Raw genomic sequence first — 20,299 nt, 5'->3', positions numbered from 1 at the left:
TCAACAAGGAGACGCCACCGTGACGACGGTTTTCGCAGAGACACTTCTGATGGAAGACGGCTGGCAGCGGGATGCGCTGGTCACGATCGATGGCTCCGGCCGGATCGGGACTGTCAGGACCGGCGAGGCTTCTGCCGCCGCTGGCGCGGACCATCGCGCCGCCGTGTTGCTGCCCGCCCCGGTTAACCTGCATTCCCATGCTTTCCAGCGTGCCATGGCCGGCTTGACGGAGGGGCGGGGGCCCGATCCGAAGGACAGTTTCTGGACATGGCGGCGGCTGATGTACCGCTTTCTGCAATCCCTGACGCCTTCGCATGTGAGCGCCATCACGGCGCTTGTGCAGATGGAAATGCTGGAAGCGGGCTATGCCGGATCGGTGGAGTTCCACTATCTGCATCATCAGGTTGACGGCACGCCTTATGCCGCTCTTGGAGAGATGAGCGAACGCATCGCAGAGGCGGCGGCGGAGACGGGCATCGGCCTTACCCTGGCGCCGGTTCTGTATCAGGTCGGCGGGTGCGACGGGCGTGCTCTCGGGCCGGGGCAGATCCGCTTCGGCAACGATCCGGACCGCTATGCGCGACTGCTTGAGGAGGCGGAAGTGGCCGTGACGCGGCTGACGTCGGATTGCGGCATCGGGGTTGCGCCGCATTCTTTGCGCGCGGTGACGCGGGAGGCGCTTGCCGGGGCGGTGGCACTCCGTCCAGACCGGCCGATCCATATCCATGTCGCCGAGCAGGTCGCCGAAGTGGAGGAAGTCGAGGCCGCCTGGGGCGCGCGGCCGATGGCTTGGCTCTTGGAAAACCACGCAGTCGACCAGCGCTGGTGCCTGATCCATGCCACCCAGATGGAGCCGTCCGAGACTGAGGCGATGGCAAAAAGCGGTGCGGTCGCCGGGCTGTGCCCGATCACTGAATCCAGTCTTGGTGACGGGATCTTCGATGGTGTGCGGTATCGCGCGGCTGGTGGCAGCTTAGGCGTCGGGTCCGACTCGAATATCCGGATCTCGCTCAGCGAGGAGCTGCGGACGCTGGAATATTCCCAGCGGCTGCGTGACAAGGGCCGCGCCGTTCTGGCCGAGCAGCAACGCTCCGCCGGGCGGGTGCTGTTCGAGGAGGCGGTACGGGGCGGCGCGCAAGCGGCCGGGCGCGACAGCGGGGCCATAGCGCCGGGCCGGATTGCCGATCTCGTGGCACTGGACGGAGCCGCGCTCGACATTGCCGGCCGCACCGGGGACCGTATCCTCGATACCTTCATCTTTGCCGGTGACGACCGTTGGGTCCGTGATGTCTGGTCCGCTGGACGGCATGTGGTAAGAGACGGCTGGCACATTGCCCGAGACCAGATCCGGGCCCGCTACCGTGAAGCTGTTCGCGATCTGGAGGACGCGCTCTGACGCAATCCACGCTCAAGTCATGGCAAGGCATTCAGGCCGAAATCAAACGCCGCATCGCCAACCGCGTCTGGCGGCCGGGTGAGCTGATCCCCGGCGAGATGGAGCTTGCCGCGGAATTCGGCTGTGCCCGGGCGACAGTGAACCGGGCTCTGCAGGGACTGGCTGACAGTGGCCTGCTGGAGCGTCGCCGCAAGGCGGGCACTCGCGTCGCGCTCGACCCGGTGCGCAAGGCAACGCTGGAAATTCCGATCACCCGGATCGAGGTCGAGGCTATGGGCTGCGCCTATCGCTTCGATATCCTGGAACGGAGGCGGGCGCGGTTACCGGCCGGGATCACGGAGATGATGGCGCTGACCGAAGCACCGGATGCGCTTCGCATCAAGGGGCTGCATCTGGCGGACGGTGCGCCTTTCCTCTACGAGGACCGGTGGGTCAATCTGCAGGCGGTGCCAGCATTCGCGGAGGCCGACTTTTCCGCAATCAGTCCGAACGAATGGCTGGTGCGCAACCAGCCCTTCACGCGCGGCGACATCGCATTTTCAGCCGGGAACGCGTCTGAAGAAGAGGCGGAGTGTCTCGCCACGGATGTCGGGGTTGCACTGTTCGTGATTGAACGTGTGACCTGGAGTGCCGAGATCCCGATCACTGTGGTTCGTCTTTCCTACCGACCGGGCTACAGGATGGCGACGACGGTCTAGGTGGCCGCGACCTGTTCCGAGGCGATCAGCGGACAACGGATAGTGAAAGTTGTCCCGTTTCCACGGGACGAACTGCACTGGATCGTGCCTCCAAGAACCTGGGTCACCTGATTGAAGACGATGTGGAGGCCGAGCCCGGTCCCGCCATGCCCGCGGGCGGTAGTGAAGAAGGGATCGAAGATGCGTTTCACAGTATCCCTGTCCATGCCCTTCCCGTTATCCGAAATGGCCAAAACGGCATGGTTGTTTTCCTTGCGGGCCGAGATCTGGATTTTTCCGTCAGCATCGGTGTCGAATGCATGAATGACCGCATTGAGCACGATATTGGTTACGATTTGGGACAGGGATCCGGGGAAGGTATCCATCGATACGCTCTGTTCACAATCAAGCGACAGAGAATGTCCGCTCTGGGCGAGCCGCGGTTTCATGCTCGTTGCAATCTCATCGAGATATTTCGCGAGATCAAAAGTTCTGCGGGCATCGCTGGACTGGTCTGCCGCGACTTGCTTGAAGCTCCGGATCAGCTCTGCGGCACGGAAGAGGTTGCTGGAGGTGATCTGCGCGGTTTCTTCAAGGTCGGACAGTATCTGCTCGAGTTTCTGGCGCGAAACCGGTCCTCCGAGAATAGTTTCCCGGATCTTTCTGGATATCTCGAGCATATGGGAGCTTGCAGTGACCCCGATCCCGATCGGCGTGTTGATTTCGTGGGCGACGCCCGCAACCAGTCCACCAAGCGACGCCATTTTCTCTGACTGGATGAGATCGGCTTCGGCCCTTTTTTGATCAGTGACATCGAAATGCCAGATGATAACTGCCGGGACTCCCTCAAACTCGATTGGGATGCCATCCAGCCACGACCACCAGAGCTTTCCATCAAGGGCGGCTCGTTCAATCACGATGTTGTTGAAACCCTCGCCTCTGGAGATAAGACCCAACACCAAATCTGCGTCTGCGGCATGCCTGTATGTGATCATGAAATCGGTGGTTTCGATCGCCGCATCCGGATCCAGTCCGAACATCTGGAAGAAACGCTGGTTGGCGTACAACCGTTTCAGTGGCTCTTGCTGGACGACCGAGATGCCGGCGGAAGAGCTATCAAGGATGCGACGAAGCCGACCTTCGCTCACTTCAATGGCCGCGCGCGATTCCCTGAGGTCCTCTTCTGCCTGTTTGCGCTCGGAAACTTCCTTGATCAGATCCTTGGTCCGTGCCGAGACCAACTCTTCCAGATGATCCCGGTGATGACGCAATTCCGCCTCACGCTTTTCGACAGCGTCCGCGAGCGCGTTGAAGGAGTTGCCAAGGCTCCCCAGTTCGTCGCCGCGATTTACGGCGATCCGGGTCTCCGGCTTTCCTTCCCGGAGGTCGTTTGCGACTGAAACCATTTGCTGCAGGCTGGCTGTCATGCCGCGAGCCATGAAGAATGCGAACAGCATGCCGACCACTATTGCGGCGAGCGTGTAGAGAATTCCGTCTCTGGTGACGATATCGAGATTGCGGACAACATCATCCCGGGAAATAGCCACCCTGGCCCAGGCGATGTGTTGGCCATTGACCATAACCGGCGCGGCAACGTCGATCAGGTGATTGTTCTGATTGAGAACGAGCGTCGAACGCTCGGCGGCCAAGAGTGACAGGCTCCTTTCATCCTGGAGGAATTGGCCGACATATTGCCGATCGCTATGACCCAGAACGCGTGCCTCGGGACTTATGATCATCGCATAGATGAGGCCTGGATACCTGGACTGGGATGAAACGACTTCCTCCAGTCCAAGCACATCGTTCGCGAGCACCCAGGAAGTGCTGTTCGCTGCCATTGTCTCAGCGAGGCTCCGGGTCTGGGAAACGCCCTGCTCTGCAAGGAAGGCCTGCTGACGGATAACGAGGTCGAAGACAAAGATGGTCATCAGGACGGCATGCACGGCAATGATGCCAAGCATGAGCTGGCGTCGGATTGACGCTGTCCAGAGCCCCGCAATGCGGTGCCATAAACGATAGATCAAAATTCGACCCCTTGATCGATGCTTAGTGCGCCGGCCGCACCGCCGTGTTGAACGTTGCGACGAATTCAACGACGGGCCGGTAGGTTTCGTTGCTGGCAGCCTCAAACTGCGAGAGGTCCATGCGCGAAAGGATTTCTTTGCCTTCGTCGTGAGTGTGCAGGGCGAACAGAACTGCTGCGACTTTGTCGACAACATCGCCCGGCACGTTTTCGTGAACGACCAGACCGTTATTGGGCAATGACTCGGTTTGCCATTTTATCTCCAATTCTTCCGCGAGTTCCGGGCGCTCCGCGGAAAGCAGTCGCCACGGTGGCGGCCATGTGGCGCCGGCGGCCGTATCGCCAAGGAATACATTCATGACCGAAGATTCCTGTGAGCCGACATAGCGGATGTCGATCTCCTTCATGACGTCAAGGCCATGGGATTGCAGGTAGTACTGGGGCATCATCGTTGCCGCGAGGGCGGTTGGCGCTGGAAAACTGACCGCCTTGCTTTTCAGATCGCTGACATTTTCGATACCGGAATCTTTTCGGACAAGAATGATCCCTCTGAAGTTATGGTCGTCGCCCATTTTCCCGAAAACGCGGTAGCCATGTCCCAGTGAGTTGATCGTCTGGAACGGGTTGGGAAGGGAGAACTGGAACTTTCCCTCGTATAGTTTCTGGTCGTAGGCGGCGTAATTTCTGGATGCTTCGACACGAAACCGGGTGTCCGGGATCTGCCTCTCGAGGTGCCGCATCATCGGTCCGAAGATCTCGTGAAGGCGGGCTGGATTATGCAGCGGATGGATCCCGAAACTGTAGGTCGTTTGCTCACTGGAGGCGGCGATTTTTTCACCGAACTCCGGAGCGGAAGTTTGCGGCTGTGGATCGTCGCAGGCAGAGAGTCCGATCACGAGGAAAAGCGATGCGGTTACGCGGGCAAGCAAACAGGGACGTGACCCGTCTCGCGTTTTACGCATCTGTTTCCGTATGAATTTCCCAGAATGTGTGGTGGAAAACTCCCTTGATCCGGACATTTCGCTCCTCCGGTTCGATTGCCGATCGACGGTCCCCGTTGAGTCCGAGAAGGATCATAGGTGGTGAGAAAACAAGAAATTGTTAACGCTGGGTAGAAGCGTTCTGTTTCCGTATTTCTGTCAGACGCTCAATGAGGAGGCTTGCATCCTCTTCCGAGATTGTCCGAAGAAGCCCATTGACCCAGCGTTCGTGCACGTCCGCCATATCGGCGAAAACGGCTTCGCCCTTGTGGGTCAGTCTTACCAGCGTGGCCCGTTTGTCTCCGGGCACTGGAAGCCGTTCCACCAATCCGTCCTGCACCAGCCGCTCGACGATCCCTGTGACATTGCCATTCGAGACCATCAGCTTTTCGGAAAGGGCGCTCATGCGGAGGCCGTTCTCACTGCGCTCCAACATGGCCAGGATTTCGAACCGTGGCAGAGTTTGGTCATAGGAGACTCGCATCTCCTCACGCAGGATGTTCTCAACAGAACGCGTGGTTCGCAGAATGTTCAGCCAAAGCCGGAGCCGAGTCTTGCGTGTCTCTGCATTTTCCGCGAGACGTGTGCTTGGTGCTTGCGCCATTCGTGAATGTTAGGCTTTTGAATTAATTTCGCAGCAAAAAATTGAGTCTTAATTGAAACTGGCCGCCGGTTGGTGCGTCTCCTAGGATCGCGTGTAGACGCTTTGCTGGTAGTTAACGTGAAATGGCGGCGCATGATTGCCGATTGGAACGATGCTTACGCGAACGGTCCGCACATTGCCGGAGCGGAGACCTATCCGCCGATGTGGCAGCAGCGTGCCGCTGAATTTCGACATGAATTGGCTGACCGGGCGGAGCTCGATATCCCTTACGGAGAGGGCGCGCGTAACCGCTACGATCTGTTCCGTCCCGCCGGTCCGGTAACTGGACTGGCGCTGTTCGTTCATGGCGGCTACTGGCGGGCTTTTGACAAGAGTACCTGGTCGCATCTGGCTCGCGGCGCAGTCGATCGTGGCTGGGCCGTCGCCATTCCGAGCTATACCCTGGCGCCGGAAGCGCGCATTGCGGAAATAACGGGCGAGATTGCCCGTGCGATTGCGGCGGCAGCGGAGCGCATCGACGGCCCCGTTCATCTTGCCGGTCACTCAGCCGGAGGCCATCTGGTCAGCCGCATGTTGTGCCGTAACGCGCCGTTGGCCGCCGGACTCCGGGCACGAATCAGGCATGTCGTCTCGATCAGCGGCCTGCACGATCTGCGTCCCCTGCTGAACCTTGAAATGAATGCCGATCTGAAACTTGACGAAGCCGAGGCTGCTTTAGAGAGCCCTGTCTTGCAATATCCAGTGCCCGATGCACGCCTGACCTGCTGGATCGGTTCCGGCGAGCGTCCGGAATTCATCCGGCAGAACGACCTTCTCGCCTCGATCTGGGGTGGACTTGGCGCCGAGACGGCGGCGGTCCATGCAGACGGCAAACATCACTTCGACGTCATCGGGGATCTGGAGGATGCCACCTCTGATCTGACCCGATGCTTCACCAAAGGAGAATATTGATTAATGGCCGCTTTTCAGATGCAGCAGCACGTGCGCTTCCAGCATTGCGACCCCGCGGCGATGGTTTTCTATCCGCGCTATTTCGAAATGATCAATCTCACCGTCGAGGAGTGGTTCCGCACCGGGCTCGATTGGGACTTCCACCAGATGCACGAGGTTGATGACCGGGGGATTCCAACGGCCAAAATTGCTGTTGATTTCAGTGCCCCCAGTAGGCTGGGCGATGTGCTGGACTGGAGCCTCGAAGTCAAGCGGATCGGGACATCGAGCCTCGATGTCGAGATCGTTGCGAGCTGTGAGGGTGAGTTGAGGCTTACCTGCCATTCAACCCTTGTTCAGTTCGTTAAAAGCACCGGCCGGCCGGTTGCCTGGGACGGGCCGATCCGGGACAGGATACGGGCGTTCGAAAGGGAGGTTGCTGCCGATCAATAGTTTTTATGCGGGAGCTTTGGGCATGGATGCCAGCTTCAGGATGTCTTTTTATGCGCATTCTTTTACGTGAGGTTAACCATTCCGGGTAGATAGTATTGGAACCAATTAATACCGATATCCAAGCCATGCGGGCGTGACGGAGAGAGTGATGAGTAACGTTATGGAAAGTCAGGAGTTCTCGATCCTCGTGGTCGACGACGCTCCTGAGAACGTCATGTTGCTCAGTCTTATCCTGAAAGATCTAGGCACTGTTTCCTCTGCCCTGAGCGGGCGTGAGGCGATCGACAAGGCACTCGAAAACCCGCCGGACCTGATCCTGCTCGATATCCAGATGCCGGAGCTGGATGGGTACGACGTGATCAAGGCTTTGAAGAACGACCCGCGGACAGAAAATGTGCCGGTGATTTTCGTCACGGGCCTCTCCGATGATGGTGACGAGGAAAAAGGCCTGAAGCTCGGGGCGATCGATTACATCACCAAGCCGTACAAGCCGACCGTGGTGACAGCCCGGGTTCGGAATCATCTCAGACTGCGTGAATATGCGCTTCGTCTTGAACAGCTGAACGAGGAGCTGGAGCGCCTAGCGACAACGGACGCGCTGACATCGGCTTTCAACAGGCGCTATTTCATGTCCAAGCTGGAGGATGAAGTCGAGCGTGCGCGCCGTTACAAGCATCCATCCTCGTTGCTTATGATTGACGTCGATCACTTCAAACGCATCAACGATAGCTTTGGCCATGATGTTGGCGACACCGTGCTGATCCAGCTGGTCAAGCTTCTGGAAGCCCAGGTCAGGCAGCTTGATACGGTGGCGCGCATTGGCGGCGAGGAGTTCGCAATTCTGCTGCCGGAAACGGGCAAAAAAGAAGCCATGGTTTCTGCGGAGCGTCTGCTTGGCGTCGTACGGGATGCGAGCATCGATGCGGCGGGGAACAAGCTCCAGTTCACGATCAGTATCGGCTGTTCCGAGTTCGGTGCTGATTGCCCAAAAGTGGAAGCTATCCTGAAAGCGGCGGACCTCGCTCTCTATGAAGCCAAGGAGAGTGGCCGGGACCGGGTTGTGGTTGGGGACGCCTCTGAATTGGTGTGAGTTGCATCGGGCATTTGCCCTCGCCTGACATTCCCTCTAAGTGATCTTTGCAAGACCGCGCGATTTCTTTCGCGGCGTGTACGCATGGTTTTGCTGAACCGAAAGGAAGTCATCCGATGGAATTCACCAACCCGAAAGGCGTCGTAGCGCCAGCTTCGCATTATTCCCAGCTTGTGACGGTGCCGGCCAACGCTCGCCGGGCGATTGCGTCGGGCCAGATCGGCATCGCTCCGGATGGAAGCATATGCGAAGGGCTGGAAGCCCAGACGGTCCAGGCTTTCGAGAACCTGTTCAAGGTTATCGAGGGCGCCGGTATGACCAAGACGGATATTGTGAAGATCGTATTTTACTCCACGGTACCGGGTTCGGTCGCGTCTTTCCGGGAGATCCGAGACCGGATGTTCGACGGACACGCTCCAGCCTGCACCTATCTGGAAATCTCCGCCCTGGCGACGCCCGACTTCCTTTGCGAGGTCGAGGGCGAGGCCGTTGCGCTCTGACGGGCGTGACGATCGGGGGGCGATCGAGTGATTGACGACTTTCTGCTGCGGGCACTGGCGGCCGGGATCGGAGCGGCGCTCGCTGCCGGCCCGTTGGGCTGTTTCGTAGTCTGGCGTCGGCTTGCCTATTTCGGCGATACCATGGCCCATTCAGCGCTGCTCGGGCTGGCCCTCGGCTTCCTGATGAATATCGAGCCGGTGCTGGGGATCTTCGCCGTTACCGTCGCCGTGGCCGCGCTCCTGCTGTCGCTTGAGCGTTGGAGCACTGTGCCGACCGACACGCTTCTCGGCATTCTCTCGCACGGGGCATTGGCCATGGGGCTTGTCGCCATCGGGCTGATGAGCTGGCTCAGGGTCGATCTGATGGGCGTGCTGTTCGGTGACGTGCTGTCGGTCTCCATGCAGGACATCATGCTGATCTACGCTGTCGTTGCAGTGGTTCTGGTTTGCCTATGGCGGATCTGGGAGCCGTTGCTGGCAACCACCGTCAGCAGCGATCTGGCCCAGGCCGAGGGGCTGGGCGGCCGCCGGGCCAACCTGATTTTCACTCTGCTGCTTGCCCTGGTCATCGCGGTTGCGATCAAGGTCGTCGGCGTTTTGCTGATCACATCCCTGCTGATCCTGCCCGCCGCCGGGGCGCGGCGCTGGGCCACGAGCCCGGAGGCGATGGTCGCCGGAGCCGTCGCTATCGGGGTGTTCTCCGTGATGATCGGAATGCTGGGCTCTCTGGAGTTCGACACGCCGGCGGGGCCGTCAATCGTGCTGGTTGCCTTTGCCGTTTTCCTGATCGGTCTGCCGCGCTGGCCGGGCCGGCTCTCATCAAGGGAATAGACGGCTTGGTCAGATCGGACTTGAATTCAGATTTTGTTATGTTATAACATTTTTCGAATTCACCTATTGAGATCCCCCATGAGATATCCGTTTCTGAAGATCGGCGGCTTGTTGGCCGCTATTCTGCTTTCCGCCCTGCCTGCAAGAGCCGAGCTTTCGGTCGTCACGTCGATCCCGCCGGTGCACAGCCTCGTTGCGAAGGTCATGGCCGGTGCCGGAGAGCCGCATCTCCTTCTTCGGAACGGACAGTCGCCGCATGAATATGCACTGCGTCCGTCCGATGCCCGGGCGATAGAGAATGCCGACCTGATCATTCTGGTGTCCCACACTATCGAGAGCTTTCTCGGGGCCGCAGTTGACCGCGATGCTGATCATGGCGGCCGCGTTGTCGAATTGAGCGAGGCCAAAGGCGTCACGCATCTGAGCGTTCGCGAAGGCGCCTTGTGGGACTCTCCCGAGCATGGTGAGCACACGGAGCACGGGCATGATAAGGATGCCGAGGGGCACGACGCGCACGACCATGGTGCTGACGATCCGCATGTCTGGCTGAGTCCGTCCAACGCAAAGGCTTTTGTCGCCGCGATTGCAGCATCGCTTGCCGCGCGGGACCCGGATCGGGCTGCGCTCTACAATGCCAATGCGGCGGAGGCAGTGCGGGATCTTGAGACGCTTTCCGAAACCATCCGGCTGAAGCTCGCGCCGGTGCGTGACCGGCCGTTTCTCGTCTTCCACGATGCTTACCAGTATTTCGAAGCCGCGTTCGATTTGACGGCAGCCGGCGCGATCAGCCTCGGCACCGGAGCGCCTCCGGGGGCGGCACGGCTGCGGGCTCTCCGGCAGCGGGTCGCGGATGGCGGTATCCGTTGTATCTTCAAGGAAGTGCAGTTCAGGCCGCGTCTTGCGGAGGTTGTGGCGGAAGGTTCCGGGGCGAAACTCGGCACCCTTGATCCGGTCGGCAGCACCATCCCGTTTGGGCCGGGCGCTTACAATGCTTTGATGCTTGGCCTCGCGGACGGTTTCGAATCCTGCCTGAAGTGACATACTGCACCGGTTGAACTCAATCGAGAGGCCGGCCGTGATCAGTATCGAAGAGGCGCTTGTCGCCTGCCCCATCGTCGCAATTCTGCGTGGCCTCGAACCCGAGCGTGCGGAAGAGATCGGCCAGGCACTGTTCGATGCCGGCATTCGTGTGATCGAGGTGCCGCTCAACTCACCTCAGCCTTTCGAGAGCATTGCCAGCCTGGCCCATTTTCTCGGAGACCGGGCGGTGATCGGTGCCGGGACGGTGCTGACGGACGAGGATGTGCGTTCGGTCGCGGCGGCGGGCGGACGCCTTGTGGTGTCTCCCAACACGCACAGGCGGGTAATCGACGAGACGAAACGGTGCGGTTTGATCTCTATGCCGGGTTTTTTCACGCCGACGGAAGCTTTTCAGGCGCTGGCGGCGGGGGCGGATTATCTGAAGCTGTTCCCGGGAGATGCGATCCAGCCGAAAATCGTCGGTGCGCTGCGCGCGGTGCTGCCGCCGGACAGGGGGATCGTCGTCACCGGCGGCGTCGGGCTCGACAACATCGCGGATTTTTTCGCCGCCGGTGCCCGGGCGGTTGCCGTCGGCTCCTCGATCTTCAAACCGGGCAAACCGGTGGAACAGATCGGCGCCGATGCCGCCGCCCTGATCGCGGCCTGGCGGGACGGTGTGCCGGAATAACAGCCCGGCGGGACAGTTCCCGCACGGACGGAACCAGCCCATTTCGGAAAGCGGACTTGTCAGCGGGCGGCGCGTGCGCAATGTCATAATCCCAACGCCAATTCACAAGCATGCCAAGCGGGAGCGAGCACATGCGGTATCTGCACACGATGGTTCGGATCAGCGACGTCGACGAGAGCCTGAAATTCTACTGTGAAATTCTCGGCCTCAAGGAAGTCCATCGCTATGACAGCGAGAAAGGCCGCTTCACCAATATTTTCCTCTACGCGCCGGGTGACGAGGCGACCGCTGCCTCGGACAAGCGCGCGCCGGTGATCGAGCTGACCCATAACTGGGACCCGGAAGAGTACACGACCGGCCGGGCCTGGGGGCATCTCGCCTTCCGCGTCGAGAACATTTACGAGACCTGCCAGAAGATCATGGATGCCGGTGTCACTATCAACCGCCCGCCGCGTGACGGCTACATGGCTTTCGTGAAGTCGCCGGACGGCATTTCCATCGAGATCCTGCAGGAAGGCGAGGCGCTGGCGCCGGCCGAGCCCTGGGCTTCGATGGAAAATACCGGCAGCTGGTAGGACTGCAATCGCACCGGGATCGCCTTCTCCCCGGCAGTACCTTAATCTCAAGGTGTTTCTAACCGCGCGGCCAGGCCGTGTGGTGATCGTCGATGATAAAGGTATGGCTATGGCGAAGCTTTTGATGCCGGTGCTTTTGTCCTGACGGGTCGCCCTGAACAGGATGTATCGCCTGATGGTGCCCGTCGTCGGGGATAGGGTGCTCATGCACCAGATCCTCATGCTCGTGAGTAAGTTCGACCGGGTCATGTTCCGGCCAGAGTATCAGTGCGGCGATCAGCCCGGTCGCCGCACCGGCTGCGAGTGTCAAGAAGGCCACCCCCATGCCGAAGGACGTCGCGACCCATCCTGCCAGAGGATAGGCGACAAGCCAGCAAGCGTGTGAGAGCGCGAACTGGGCGGCGAACAGATCTGTTCTGTCCTCGGGATGACAAGACTGTCTCAGAAGCAATCCCGACGGGGTCATCACCATGGATGTGCCGATCCCGATTGCACACCATGCCGCGAGAGCTTGCAGATAGGTTTCCGCTACGGTGCCGGCGCAGAGCGAGAGAGACAGGAGCACGCCGCCTGCAAGCATGATCGGTCGCGCCGGCCGGTGCTCCAGCAGTCTCGGCAGGGTCAGGGCGACGAGCATCGATCCCAGCCCCGCACTCGCATAGAACAGCGTGACGTCCCGTTCGCTGCCGCCGAGCACGTCCCGGACGAAAACAACAGTATTGACGATCACCATGGAGCCGGCGGCGGATACCGCAAAGCTCAACGCGAGCAAACCGCGCAGGCGTGGTGTCTTGAGGTAGATCCAGCTTCCGCGTGAGACGCGGTCACGGAAGCTGCGCACAATTGCGTCCGGATTTTGCGCCGGTAGCGATGCTGTGACGATGAGAGCTGCCGAGGCGAGAAAGCCAAGTGCGTTGCCGACAAAGAGCCCGTGGAAGGTCATGACCGACAAAAGCAATCCGGCGAGCGCGGGGCTTGCCAGTTGCTCCAGATCATAAAGCAGGCGCGACAGGGAAAGGGCCCGCGTGTAATCGCGCTCCTCCGGAAGGAGGTCCGGGATCGTTGCCTGGAATGTCGGCGTGAAAGCGGCGGAACAGGCCTGAAAGAGAAAGATCAGAAGATAGATCTGCCAGATTTCCGTCACGAACGGCAGAAGGCAGACGAATCCTGCCCGAACAAGGTCCAGTGCGACGAGAAAGGGACCTCTGCGAAACCGGGAAGAGAGGGCGGCGCCGATCGGGCCGAGCACGACGTAGGCGATCATCTTGATGGCGAGGGCGGTGCCAAGCACCAGCCCGGCATCCGATCCCGCGATCTGATAGGCGAGCAGTCCGAGGGCGACGGTTGTCAGGCCGCTGCCGAGCAGAGACAGCGCCTGTGCGAGAAAAAGATGTCTGTAGGCGGAATGGTTCAGAATGTCGATCATGTCGCCCTGTTACCCGACTTAAGCCGTGTCAGGCTCAGTATAGCGCACAACCATATCCCTGAGAGTCACGATGCCGACCATATCGCCCTGACGGGTGACAAGTGCACGGGTCAGCTTGAACCGGTTCAGCATGCGGATCGCGTATTTGATATCCATGCCGATATCGACAGACAGCACCGGCTTCGACATGATTTCGTAGACGCTGGTGCGTTCCGGCGAGCGGTCCTTGCTGGCGACATGCGCTGCGATATCGCCGACCGTGACGACTCCGTACTCGTCCTTGTCGTCCCGCCGTTCGATGACCAGTGAGCTGACATTGTGTTCACGCATCAGGTCGATGGCGTTCCGCACCGTCGCGAGGCCGTCGATGACGTGCGGGTTAGCGCTCATCACGTCCTCAACCTTCACATAAGGATGGTGGTTCATATTTCTTCCTCGATCTCTTTTTCGATTTCCTTGATTTGCGAGGTCAGCCCGACAGCATCCTCGATGTCGATCTGGAAGGCGACACCGCTGCCAAGGTCCTCGTCGAACCGGGCGGCCCGGCAGATTTCTTCCAGGATATGACGCGACATATGTTCTTCGACAACCAGCAGAACGATGTCCCGCTGACCCTCAAGGGTAAGGCCGAGGAAGGTGGAGGAGGGTTTCAGGCCCTCGCCCCGGACATTGGTAATGACGGTGCTGCCGGTCCCGCCGCACTGCCGTGCGGTGTCGACCACGACTTCGGTCTTGGCATCGCTTACCACGGCAACTATCAGCTTGAACTTCATTGCTGGCTCCCTGGCTGTGGGGTTTCTGTTTCTGAAATGGAAGAGGCGGCCTCGCGCTTTTTGCGGCGCGTGGCCATCCAGGCACCGACCTGGGCATAACTCATGACGCTGAGCATCGGAAACAGGCTGGCGAGGGCGATCAGTCCGAAACCGTCCAGTACGGGGTCCCGTCCGGGGACGGTTGAGGCAAGGCCGAGGCCGAGGGCGGTGACCAGCGGAACGGTGACGGTGGAGGTGGTGACGCCGCCGGAATCATAGGCCAGCGGAATGATCATGCGCGGTGCGTATATCGTCTGCAGCACTACGAGTGCGTAACCAACGATCATGTAGAGATAGAGCGGCGTGCCGGTGACGATCCGGAAGGCGCCGACGGCAATGCTGAGGGCGACACCGATGGCAACGGCGATACGCAGACCTCGACCGTCGATACCGCCGCCGGTGAGGGTGCTGGCCTTGTTGGCGACAGCGATCAGGGACGGCTCGGCGATAGTCGTTGAAAACCCGATGGCCGCGGCAAAGAGATAGACCCAGTAATAATCCGTCCAGTCGAGGCTTTCGATATCGCGGCCGGGGGCGATGAAGGCCGGGTCGGTCAACTGCGTCGCCATCAGCTCGCCAATCGGGAACAGGGCTTCTTCCAGTCCGACCAAGAAGAGTGAGAGGCCGAGGATGACATAGACAAAGCCAAGCAAAACCCGGCTGAGTTGCGGAATGCTCTGGCGCAGTACGACCAGCTGGAAGAAGGCGAGGATCGCGGCGATCGGAAACACGTCGAGCAACGTGCCGAGAAAAGCCTCGTAGAGAGCGGTGACCCATTCCATCGCCATGCTTAGAACACCATCCCGAAAATGAGGACGAAAATCATGGGTGACAGTGACGCAAAGGCGATCAGCCCGAAACCGTCGATTGCCGGATTGCGGCCCTTGATGACCGTCGCCAGCCCGACGCCGAGGGCGGTGACCAGCGGGACGGTCACGGTGGAGGTGGTGACGCCGCCGGAATCATAGGCGATGCCGATGATTTCTTCCGGCGCGACAACAGTCAGCGCCTGCACAACCACATAGCCGCCGATCATGATCCAGTGTAGCGGCCAGCCTTTCAGGATACGGAACACACCTGTGACGATGGCAAGCCCGACCGAAACGGCGACCGTGTAGCGCAGCGCCAGTGCATAGGTATTCATCGCTTCCGGGTCGCTGCCAATAAAGCCGCCCTCCGCCATGACGCGGGCAGCTTCGTCGCCGACCGCGATCAGCGACGGTTCGGCCACCGTCGTGCCGAAACCAAGTCCGAAGGAAAACAGCAAAAGCCAGACGAGGCTGCCCTTACGGGCGAGGGCGCCGGCAAGGAACTCGCCGATCGGAAACAAGGCCATCTCGAGGCCTTGCAGGAACAATGTCAGGCCGAGGACCACGACAACCAGGCCCGCCAAGGTTTGTCCGAGGTTGGGGAAGGGTTGCTGCAGGACGGCCAACTGGAAGAAGGCGACGACCAGCACGATCGGTAACACGTCGCGGGCGGTGCCGAACAAAAGGGAGCCGAACGCGAGGAGCCGATTGACCATAAAGCGCAAGCTAACCTGTTGATCCGCTGACTTCCAGCCCTGCTGTCGCGATGGTGCGGGACAATTTTTGTAAGGCTTATGTCACAGCGTAGAGCGCTGGCTCGACATGTCTGTGAAAGCACATTGCAACGCCACGCAGGAGAAAGACATGGCAGCCACCGGACCAGTGAACCTTTACGCCAACGCAGAGGCCATCCTCGGCAAGCTGGAAGCCGTCGAGACGAGCATCGCCGAAACCGGCTTCAACAAGCTGCTGCACTATCTGGTGAAGCTGCGCGCTTCACAGATCAATCAGTGTGCTTTCTGCGTGAAGATGCATATCGACGAAGCCCGCCAGGACGGTGAGTCGCAGGACCGGATCGACCGGCTGATCGTCTGGCGGCATGTCAGGATATTCTCCGATGCCGAGAAGGCAGCGCTGGCCTGGACCGAGGCCCTCACAGTGCTCGACCCTGTGGCGGATCTTGGCCCCTTGCGGCAAGAGCTCCGGAAGCATTTTTCGGATAAGGAAATTTCGACGCTGACCGCAATCATTGCCATGATCAATCTCTGGAACCGCATTCAGGTCTCGCAGCATTGATGACACAGAACGGGGATCACATTCGGGAGTTCGAACAGGCGCGGCCATTGCTGATCGGCCTCGCCTACCGGCTCCTTGGCTCCCGCGCCGAAGCGGAAGATGTCGTGCAGGACACCTTCCTGGCCTGGAGCGGGACTGACCGTGATGTGATCGAGCATCCTCGCGCTTGGCTGACGTCAGTTTGCACGCGGCGTTCTCTCGATGTGTTGAAATCGGCGCGGCGAAGCCGGACGGATTATGTCGGCTACTGGCTGCCGGAGCCGATGGCAACCGGGGAAAGCGCCACGCCGGAAACGGATCTCATGGTCAGTGAAAGCGTGACCATGGCCTTCCTGCTGGTGCTGGAGAGGCTGACGCCGAAAGAGCGGGCGGCTTTCGTGCTGCACGACGTGTTCGCGATGGAATATGTGGAGATAGCGGGGCAACTCGCGACCTCCGAGGCGGCCTGCCGCAAGCTGGTCTCCCGGGCGCGGGTCAATGTCAGGCAGGCGGGTAATACCAAGCCTGCCCCGAGGGATCTGCAGCAATGCTTGATCGATGCCTTCCAGACCGCGTTGCGGACCGGAGCCGCGGACGACCTCGCCGGGTTGCTGGCGCGCGACGCGGTTTTGACTGCTGACAGCGGCGGCAAGGCCGCGTCCATTCTTGGGCCTGTCAAAGGGGCAGAACGGATACTCACCTTTGTGAGTAGGGCGTTGCCGAAATTCTGGTCCGGCTATTCCATCACTGTGGCGGAGATCAACGCGCAGCTTGCCCTGATTGTCCGGGACGGCCCCGCCGCGCATGCTGTCGTGAGCTTCCGCGTGAATGCTGACCCGTGGGTCTCGGAGATCATGGTCATGCGCAATCCAGACAAGCTGCGCGGCTTCGACCTTCCGGACTGAATTTCCAGAAATTCGCCGGAAAACCGTCGAAACATCATTAATTAGCTAAAAATATACGCAATTTTAAGGAGTTGCAGATATATGTCATAGAATTGGGTCTAAAACGTTTGGGGAATGCGGTATGGTTGTCGCGATGGAGACACAGCCTCGCCTTACCAAGACATACAGGTTGCTGGTTCGGGGAACCAATATCAACGAGACTTCCCTGCTTGCGACCGATTACTTGAACCATTTCAATGAAGTGGTGATGTTGCTTGAGCTCGTCCCGGATATGCCGGAGATGCTCGAGGATGTCGATGAGTGGAAACCGGCGACCTATATCGAGCATTTCGCGGCCAGCGGATTCTCCGACAAGGAATTGGCGATCTGGGCCTATGAAAACGCCCCGCACGAATACATCCAGGCCTTTGAGGATCTGGTGGGATCGGCGAACGATCAGATCTTCGCGACAAGGGATCTTCTGAAGAAACTGAACGGAACGGTGCCCGAGGATGAGTTCCGAAATCAGACTATGGCGAAGGTGCGCGAGGTCAGACTGACGCTGGAGCAGATCTCCGGCGTGATCAATGGCGCGGTGCCGCGCTACGACCAGGCTGAGATCGACGACATCATGGACCAGGGCGCGATCGACAGCCTGTTTGATTGATGGCCATATCCTACACCTCACATTTTACCGGGCGGTGGCGCGGCGTTCTGGGCGTTGCCTTGATCGTCGGCGTCGCAGCCCTTTCGGTTGCTGCTCCGGCCGCGGCCTCTCCGCCGCCCGCCCTGTTTGAAACGGCGACGGGTGAGCCGCTGTCATTGGATCGCCTGGCGAAAGACCTTGTGGACCGGCGCTTCGTGCTGCTTGGCGAGAAGCACGACAACCCGGAGCATCACCAAATCCAGGCCGAGATTCTCCGCCGGATGATCGCCGCCGGGCGCAAGCCAGCCCTGGTCTGGGAGATGATCGGGCGCGGTAAGCAGCCTGCGATTGATGATTTTCTGGAGGCGGGTGGTACCGACGCGGACGCGTTTGCGGATGCCGTCGGTTGGGCTGAGACCGGCTGGCCCGACTGGAAATTCTATCGGCCGATCGCGGAGCAGGCACTGGCAGCGGGTCTGCCGATAATCGCCGGTAATCTGGATTCAGAGACGGTCCGTGCCATCAGCCAGGACGATCTGGCGGAAACCGATCTCGGCAAGACACTCCGGCTGGACGAGCCCGTTCCGGAGCGGGTCATGGAGATGCTTCTGGATGAGGTTTATCGCGGCCATTGCGGGCTCATTCCCAGGACGAAGCTCTCTCCGATGGTCGCCGTTCAGATCGCCCGGGATGCCAGTCTGGCGGAGGCGATGGTGCGATCGGCCGTGATGGCCGATGGTGCTGTGCTGATCGCCGGAGGCCAGCATGCGCGCCGCGATACAGGCGCGGGTTTTCACCTTGAACAGCGGTTCGGCGGCAAAAACATAGCGTCAATTGGTCTGCTGGAAGGCGATCTGGAAATTGTCTGGGCCGGTGAGGAGCATGCGGTTCCGGCCAGCAGGTTCGATTATGTCTGGTACACGGACCCGGCGCAGCCGGACAAGGATTACTGCGCGGATCTGGAAGCCCGGTTCAAAGCCTTCACCAAGAACTGACCGCGCACCTGTTCCCGGTGCGCGGCGCAGTTATCGTGGTCAGGCGTCTTACTTGCTGCTCTCGGCTTTGATGTAGGCGATGACGTTGTCGATATCGTCCTGCTTTTTCAGGCCGACAAATGCCATTTTTGTGCCCTTGAGATATTTTTTCGGAGCCTTCAGAAACTCCGCAAGGCTGGCTTCATCCCACACCAGGCCTTCTGCGGCCTTGGCTTTCAGTGCCTTGGAGTATTTGAATTTTTCCACGCCCGCGGCGGAACGGCCGATGATGCCGACAAGATGCGGGCCGACCCGGTTCTTTTCCTTGTCGACGACATGACAGGCTTTGCATTTCCGGAAGACTTTCTCGCCCTTCGCGGCATCGCCTTCGGCCAGTGCCGGGCTTACGGTCAGGGCGAGGAGGACGGCAGTCATAGCGACTTTACGCAGCATTACTATCTCCAAATTAGTCAGTCGTTCTAGGTCGACGATCTGTTGTTTTTACTTATACCGGGTTGCGAAGATCAGACACAGTCACCGAACTGTCGCACCGGTTGTTGCACCAGGACAGCCTCTATAAAGGCCGTTCCAGTACAGTCATATGGTTGTCGAATGCCAGTCCGGCAAATCGCTGGGGGTTGCCTTCTGTGACATGTGCGGAAGGGTCGGCGATGCGGGAGAGGAGTTTGCCAAAACCGGTGGAGAACCTGAACCCGCCTGGATGAGGCCCGGCCGCAACACCGGCGCTGTCGCGCACGCTGTTGAAAGACACCAGCGTGCCGTCCGGGATCGACCAGATGGCGATGCGGTTACCACGCGGGAAGGTACTGGCCCCGAACCTTCCACTCGGATCTATGGCGACGTCGGCGCAATAGCCCTTGAGCTGCGGTGTCAGGGTTTCCGGGGCATCGAACAGGGTGCTCTTGCCGTCGCGGCCGATCATTCCGACCAGCGGTGGCGCATCGGAGGTGTCTCCCTGATACTGCATGCCGAACAGCACGGTGCCGTCCGGGCCGGTATCGAGGTGGCGGATACTGTTCTTGTGCAGCTCGTGCGGAAGCTCGACCTTGCGGATGAAGCTGCCATCCCGGGCATCGAGGAAAACCAGACTGGGCTTCATGTCGGGGATGTTGAGCTTGGCCCGGCCGCTGTCCGGATGGGTTAGGATGCCGCCATTGGCGATGACGAGGGTCACGCCGTCTGGCATCAGGCTGAGATCATGCGGGCCGATATCGTGGCTGTCCCATTCCCCGACCCGCTCATAACGTGCGCCGACGGTCCAGACGCCGATGGCGCCCTTTGCATTATCGAAATCGTTCTCCGTGGTGAAGAGCACTCGGCCGTCCGGGGAGAACCCGGCGTGACCGTAGAAATGGCGGCCGTCCGGCGCGTTCACCAGATCCTTCAATGTTCCCGTCTCAAGGTCCGCGATCAGCATGAAGCGACCGGGTCGACGGGCCATATGGACCGCAGTTCTGCCGTCCGGCGAGATGGTAGTGGCGTGGCCCCGGCCGGGTAGCTGCAGCTCGAACGGTACAGAGCCATTCTCGGTGACGCCGACCAGAACGAAGCTTCCATCGGGCTTTCGGGCGCAGGACATCAGCAGGCGGTCATCGGCCTGACCGGCGGTGAGCGGGGCGGAGACCAGGGACGTTGCCCCGGAGGCGACGAGGCCCGCAATCAGGGTTCTGCGTGTGATCATGTAA

24 protein-coding genes are annotated in these 20,299 nt (G+C 60.1%); 14 read left to right on the top strand and 10 right to left on the bottom strand.

What is annotated here, in order from left to right; genetic code table 11:
• The first annotated feature begins 19 nt into the window (after positions 1 to 19).
• Both K328_RS0113290 and K328_RS0113285 read left to right on the top strand, forming a co-directional pair.
• Positions 20 to 1,396: a formimidoylglutamate deiminase gene (locus tag K328_RS0113290; protein WP_028466390.1), complete on the top strand. Its 1,377-nt coding sequence runs from the start codon at positions 20 to 22 to the stop codon at positions 1,394 to 1,396.
• Positions 1,393 to 2,094 (top strand): histidine utilization transcriptional repressor HutC, encoded by a 702-nt coding sequence (locus K328_RS0113285; RefSeq protein WP_028466389.1) that lies wholly within the window; start codon positions 1,393 to 1,395, stop codon positions 2,092 to 2,094. The genes K328_RS0113290 and K328_RS0113285 overlap by 4 nt, the downstream gene beginning before the upstream one ends.
• Here the strand turns inward: K328_RS0113285 and K328_RS25865 are convergent.
• From K328_RS25865 to K328_RS23975, 3 genes are all read right to left on the bottom strand, one after another.
• Positions 2,091 to 4,097: an ATP-binding protein gene (locus K328_RS25865; RefSeq protein WP_205620662.1), complete on the bottom strand. Its 2,007-nt coding sequence runs from the start codon at positions 4,095 to 4,097 to the stop codon at positions 2,091 to 2,093. The two genes, K328_RS0113285 and K328_RS25865, sit on opposite strands and share 4 nt — an antisense overlap.
• Before the next feature lie 22 nt (positions 4,098 to 4,119).
• Positions 4,120 to 5,058, bottom strand: coding sequence for a phosphate/phosphite/phosphonate ABC transporter substrate-binding protein (locus K328_RS26925; protein ID WP_051284890.1), 939 nt, complete (start codon positions 5,056 to 5,058; stop codon positions 4,120 to 4,122).
• 139 nt (positions 5,059 to 5,197) lie between these two features.
• On the bottom strand, positions 5,198 to 5,680 hold the full coding sequence (locus tag K328_RS23975; RefSeq protein WP_051284889.1) for a MarR family winged helix-turn-helix transcriptional regulator: 483 nt from the start codon (positions 5,678 to 5,680) through the stop codon (positions 5,198 to 5,200).
• A gap of 132 nt (positions 5,681 to 5,812) precedes the next feature.
• On the opposite strand from K328_RS23975, the gene K328_RS0113265 reads away from it, so the two are divergent.
• From K328_RS0113265 to gloA, 8 genes are all read left to right on the top strand, one after another.
• Positions 5,813 to 6,631 carry an alpha/beta hydrolase gene (locus tag K328_RS0113265; protein ID WP_028466387.1) on the top strand — a complete coding sequence of 273 codons (819 nt, stop codon included), beginning with the start codon at positions 5,813 to 5,815 and terminating at the stop codon, positions 6,629 to 6,631.
• 3 nt (positions 6,632 to 6,634) lie between these two features.
• The gene (locus tag K328_RS0113260) at positions 6,635 to 7,063 is read left to right on the top strand and encodes an acyl-CoA thioesterase (RefSeq protein WP_028466386.1); all 429 of its coding nucleotides are present in this window, start codon (positions 6,635 to 6,637) and stop codon (positions 7,061 to 7,063) included.
• Positions 7,064 to 7,211: 148 nt separating this feature from the next.
• Entirely contained in the window at positions 7,212 to 8,153 is a 942-nt protein-coding gene (locus tag K328_RS0113255; protein ID WP_084608298.1) for a diguanylate cyclase, read from the top strand.
• Between the two features lie 116 nt (positions 8,154 to 8,269).
• A complete protein-coding gene (locus K328_RS0113250) occupies positions 8,270 to 8,653 on the top strand; it encodes a RidA family protein (RefSeq protein ID WP_028466384.1) in 384 nt (127 codons plus the stop codon).
• A gap of 27 nt (positions 8,654 to 8,680) precedes the next feature.
• Positions 8,681 to 9,484 (top strand): metal ABC transporter permease, encoded by an 804-nt coding sequence (locus K328_RS0113245; RefSeq protein ID WP_028466383.1) that lies wholly within the window; start codon positions 8,681 to 8,683, stop codon positions 9,482 to 9,484.
• A 78-nt stretch (positions 9,485 to 9,562) separates the two neighbouring features.
• Entirely contained in the window at positions 9,563 to 10,522 is a 960-nt protein-coding gene (locus tag K328_RS0113240; protein WP_036554274.1) for a zinc ABC transporter substrate-binding protein, read from the top strand.
• Positions 10,523 to 10,559: 37 nt separating this feature from the next.
• The gene (locus tag K328_RS0113235; RefSeq protein WP_028466381.1) at positions 10,560 to 11,192 is read left to right on the top strand and encodes a 2-dehydro-3-deoxy-6-phosphogalactonate aldolase; all 633 of its coding nucleotides are present in this window, start codon (positions 10,560 to 10,562) and stop codon (positions 11,190 to 11,192) included.
• A gap of 131 nt (positions 11,193 to 11,323) precedes the next feature.
• Positions 11,324 to 11,767, top strand: coding sequence for a lactoylglutathione lyase (gene gloA / locus K328_RS0113230; RefSeq protein WP_028466380.1), 444 nt, complete (start codon positions 11,324 to 11,326; stop codon positions 11,765 to 11,767).
• Positions 11,768 to 11,825: 58 nt separating this feature from the next.
• On the opposite strand, the gene K328_RS0113225 is transcribed toward gloA, so the two are convergent.
• From K328_RS0113225 to K328_RS0113205, 5 genes are read right to left on the bottom strand one after another with little or no spacing between them, the layout of a single operon-like run.
• A complete protein-coding gene (locus K328_RS0113225; protein ID WP_028466379.1) occupies positions 11,826 to 13,193 on the bottom strand; it encodes an MFS transporter in 1,368 nt (455 codons plus the stop codon).
• Between the two features lie 18 nt (positions 13,194 to 13,211).
• A complete protein-coding gene (locus tag K328_RS0113220) occupies positions 13,212 to 13,619 on the bottom strand; it encodes a CBS domain-containing protein (RefSeq protein WP_028466378.1) in 408 nt (135 codons plus the stop codon).
• Complete coding sequence (locus K328_RS0113215; RefSeq protein WP_028466377.1) at positions 13,616 to 13,966, bottom strand: P-II family nitrogen regulator; 351 nt, start codon at positions 13,964 to 13,966, stop codon at positions 13,616 to 13,618. Before K328_RS0113215 ends, K328_RS0113220 begins: the two co-directional genes overlap by 4 nt.
• Positions 13,963 to 14,793 (bottom strand): DUF1538 domain-containing protein, encoded by an 831-nt coding sequence (locus K328_RS23970; RefSeq protein WP_205620661.1) that lies wholly within the window; start codon positions 14,791 to 14,793, stop codon positions 13,963 to 13,965. Before K328_RS23970 ends, K328_RS0113215 begins: the two co-directional genes overlap by 4 nt.
• A 2-nt stretch (positions 14,794 to 14,795) precedes the next feature.
• Positions 14,796 to 15,530, bottom strand: coding sequence for a DUF1538 domain-containing protein (locus tag K328_RS0113205; RefSeq protein WP_036554273.1), 735 nt, complete (start codon positions 15,528 to 15,530; stop codon positions 14,796 to 14,798).
• Positions 15,531 to 15,678: 148 nt separating this feature from the next.
• Between K328_RS0113205 and K328_RS0113200 the strand changes: the two genes are divergently transcribed.
• From K328_RS0113200 to K328_RS23960, 4 genes are all read left to right on the top strand, one after another.
• On the top strand, positions 15,679 to 16,110 hold the full coding sequence (locus K328_RS0113200; protein ID WP_028466375.1) for a carboxymuconolactone decarboxylase family protein: 432 nt from the start codon (positions 15,679 to 15,681) through the stop codon (positions 16,108 to 16,110).
• A complete protein-coding gene (sigJ, locus tag K328_RS0113195; protein WP_028466374.1) occupies positions 16,110 to 16,994 on the top strand; it encodes an RNA polymerase sigma factor SigJ in 885 nt (294 codons plus the stop codon). Before K328_RS0113200 ends, sigJ begins: the two co-directional genes overlap by 1 nt.
• Before the next feature lie 121 nt (positions 16,995 to 17,115).
• Positions 17,116 to 17,640, top strand: a complete 525-nt coding sequence (locus K328_RS23965) for a hypothetical protein (protein WP_051284888.1) — start codon at positions 17,116 to 17,118, stop codon at positions 17,638 to 17,640.
• Positions 17,640 to 18,614, top strand: coding sequence for a ChaN family lipoprotein (locus K328_RS23960; protein WP_051284887.1), 975 nt, complete (start codon positions 17,640 to 17,642; stop codon positions 18,612 to 18,614). Before K328_RS23965 ends, K328_RS23960 begins: the two co-directional genes overlap by 1 nt.
• A 48-nt stretch (positions 18,615 to 18,662) precedes the next feature.
• Here the strand turns inward: K328_RS23960 and K328_RS0113180 are convergent, their stop codons facing one another.
• Both K328_RS0113180 and K328_RS0113175 read right to left on the bottom strand, forming a co-directional pair.
• The gene (locus K328_RS0113180) at positions 18,663 to 19,046 is read right to left on the bottom strand and encodes a c-type cytochrome (RefSeq protein WP_156901338.1); all 384 of its coding nucleotides are present in this window, start codon (positions 19,044 to 19,046) and stop codon (positions 18,663 to 18,665) included.
• Between the two features lie 121 nt (positions 19,047 to 19,167).
• Entirely contained in the window at positions 19,168 to 20,295 is a 1,128-nt protein-coding gene (locus tag K328_RS0113175) for a DUF1513 domain-containing protein (RefSeq protein WP_028466372.1), read from the bottom strand.
• Positions 20,296 to 20,299: the final 4 nt, after the last annotated feature.

Source organism: Nisaea denitrificans DSM 18348, assembly GCF_000426505.1.
GTDB classification, from domain to species: Bacteria; Pseudomonadota; Alphaproteobacteria; order Thalassobaculales; family Thalassobaculaceae; genus Nisaea; species Nisaea denitrificans.
The sequence above is the reverse complement of the archived record's forward strand: the minus strand, read 5'-3'. Positions and strand labels throughout refer to the sequence as shown.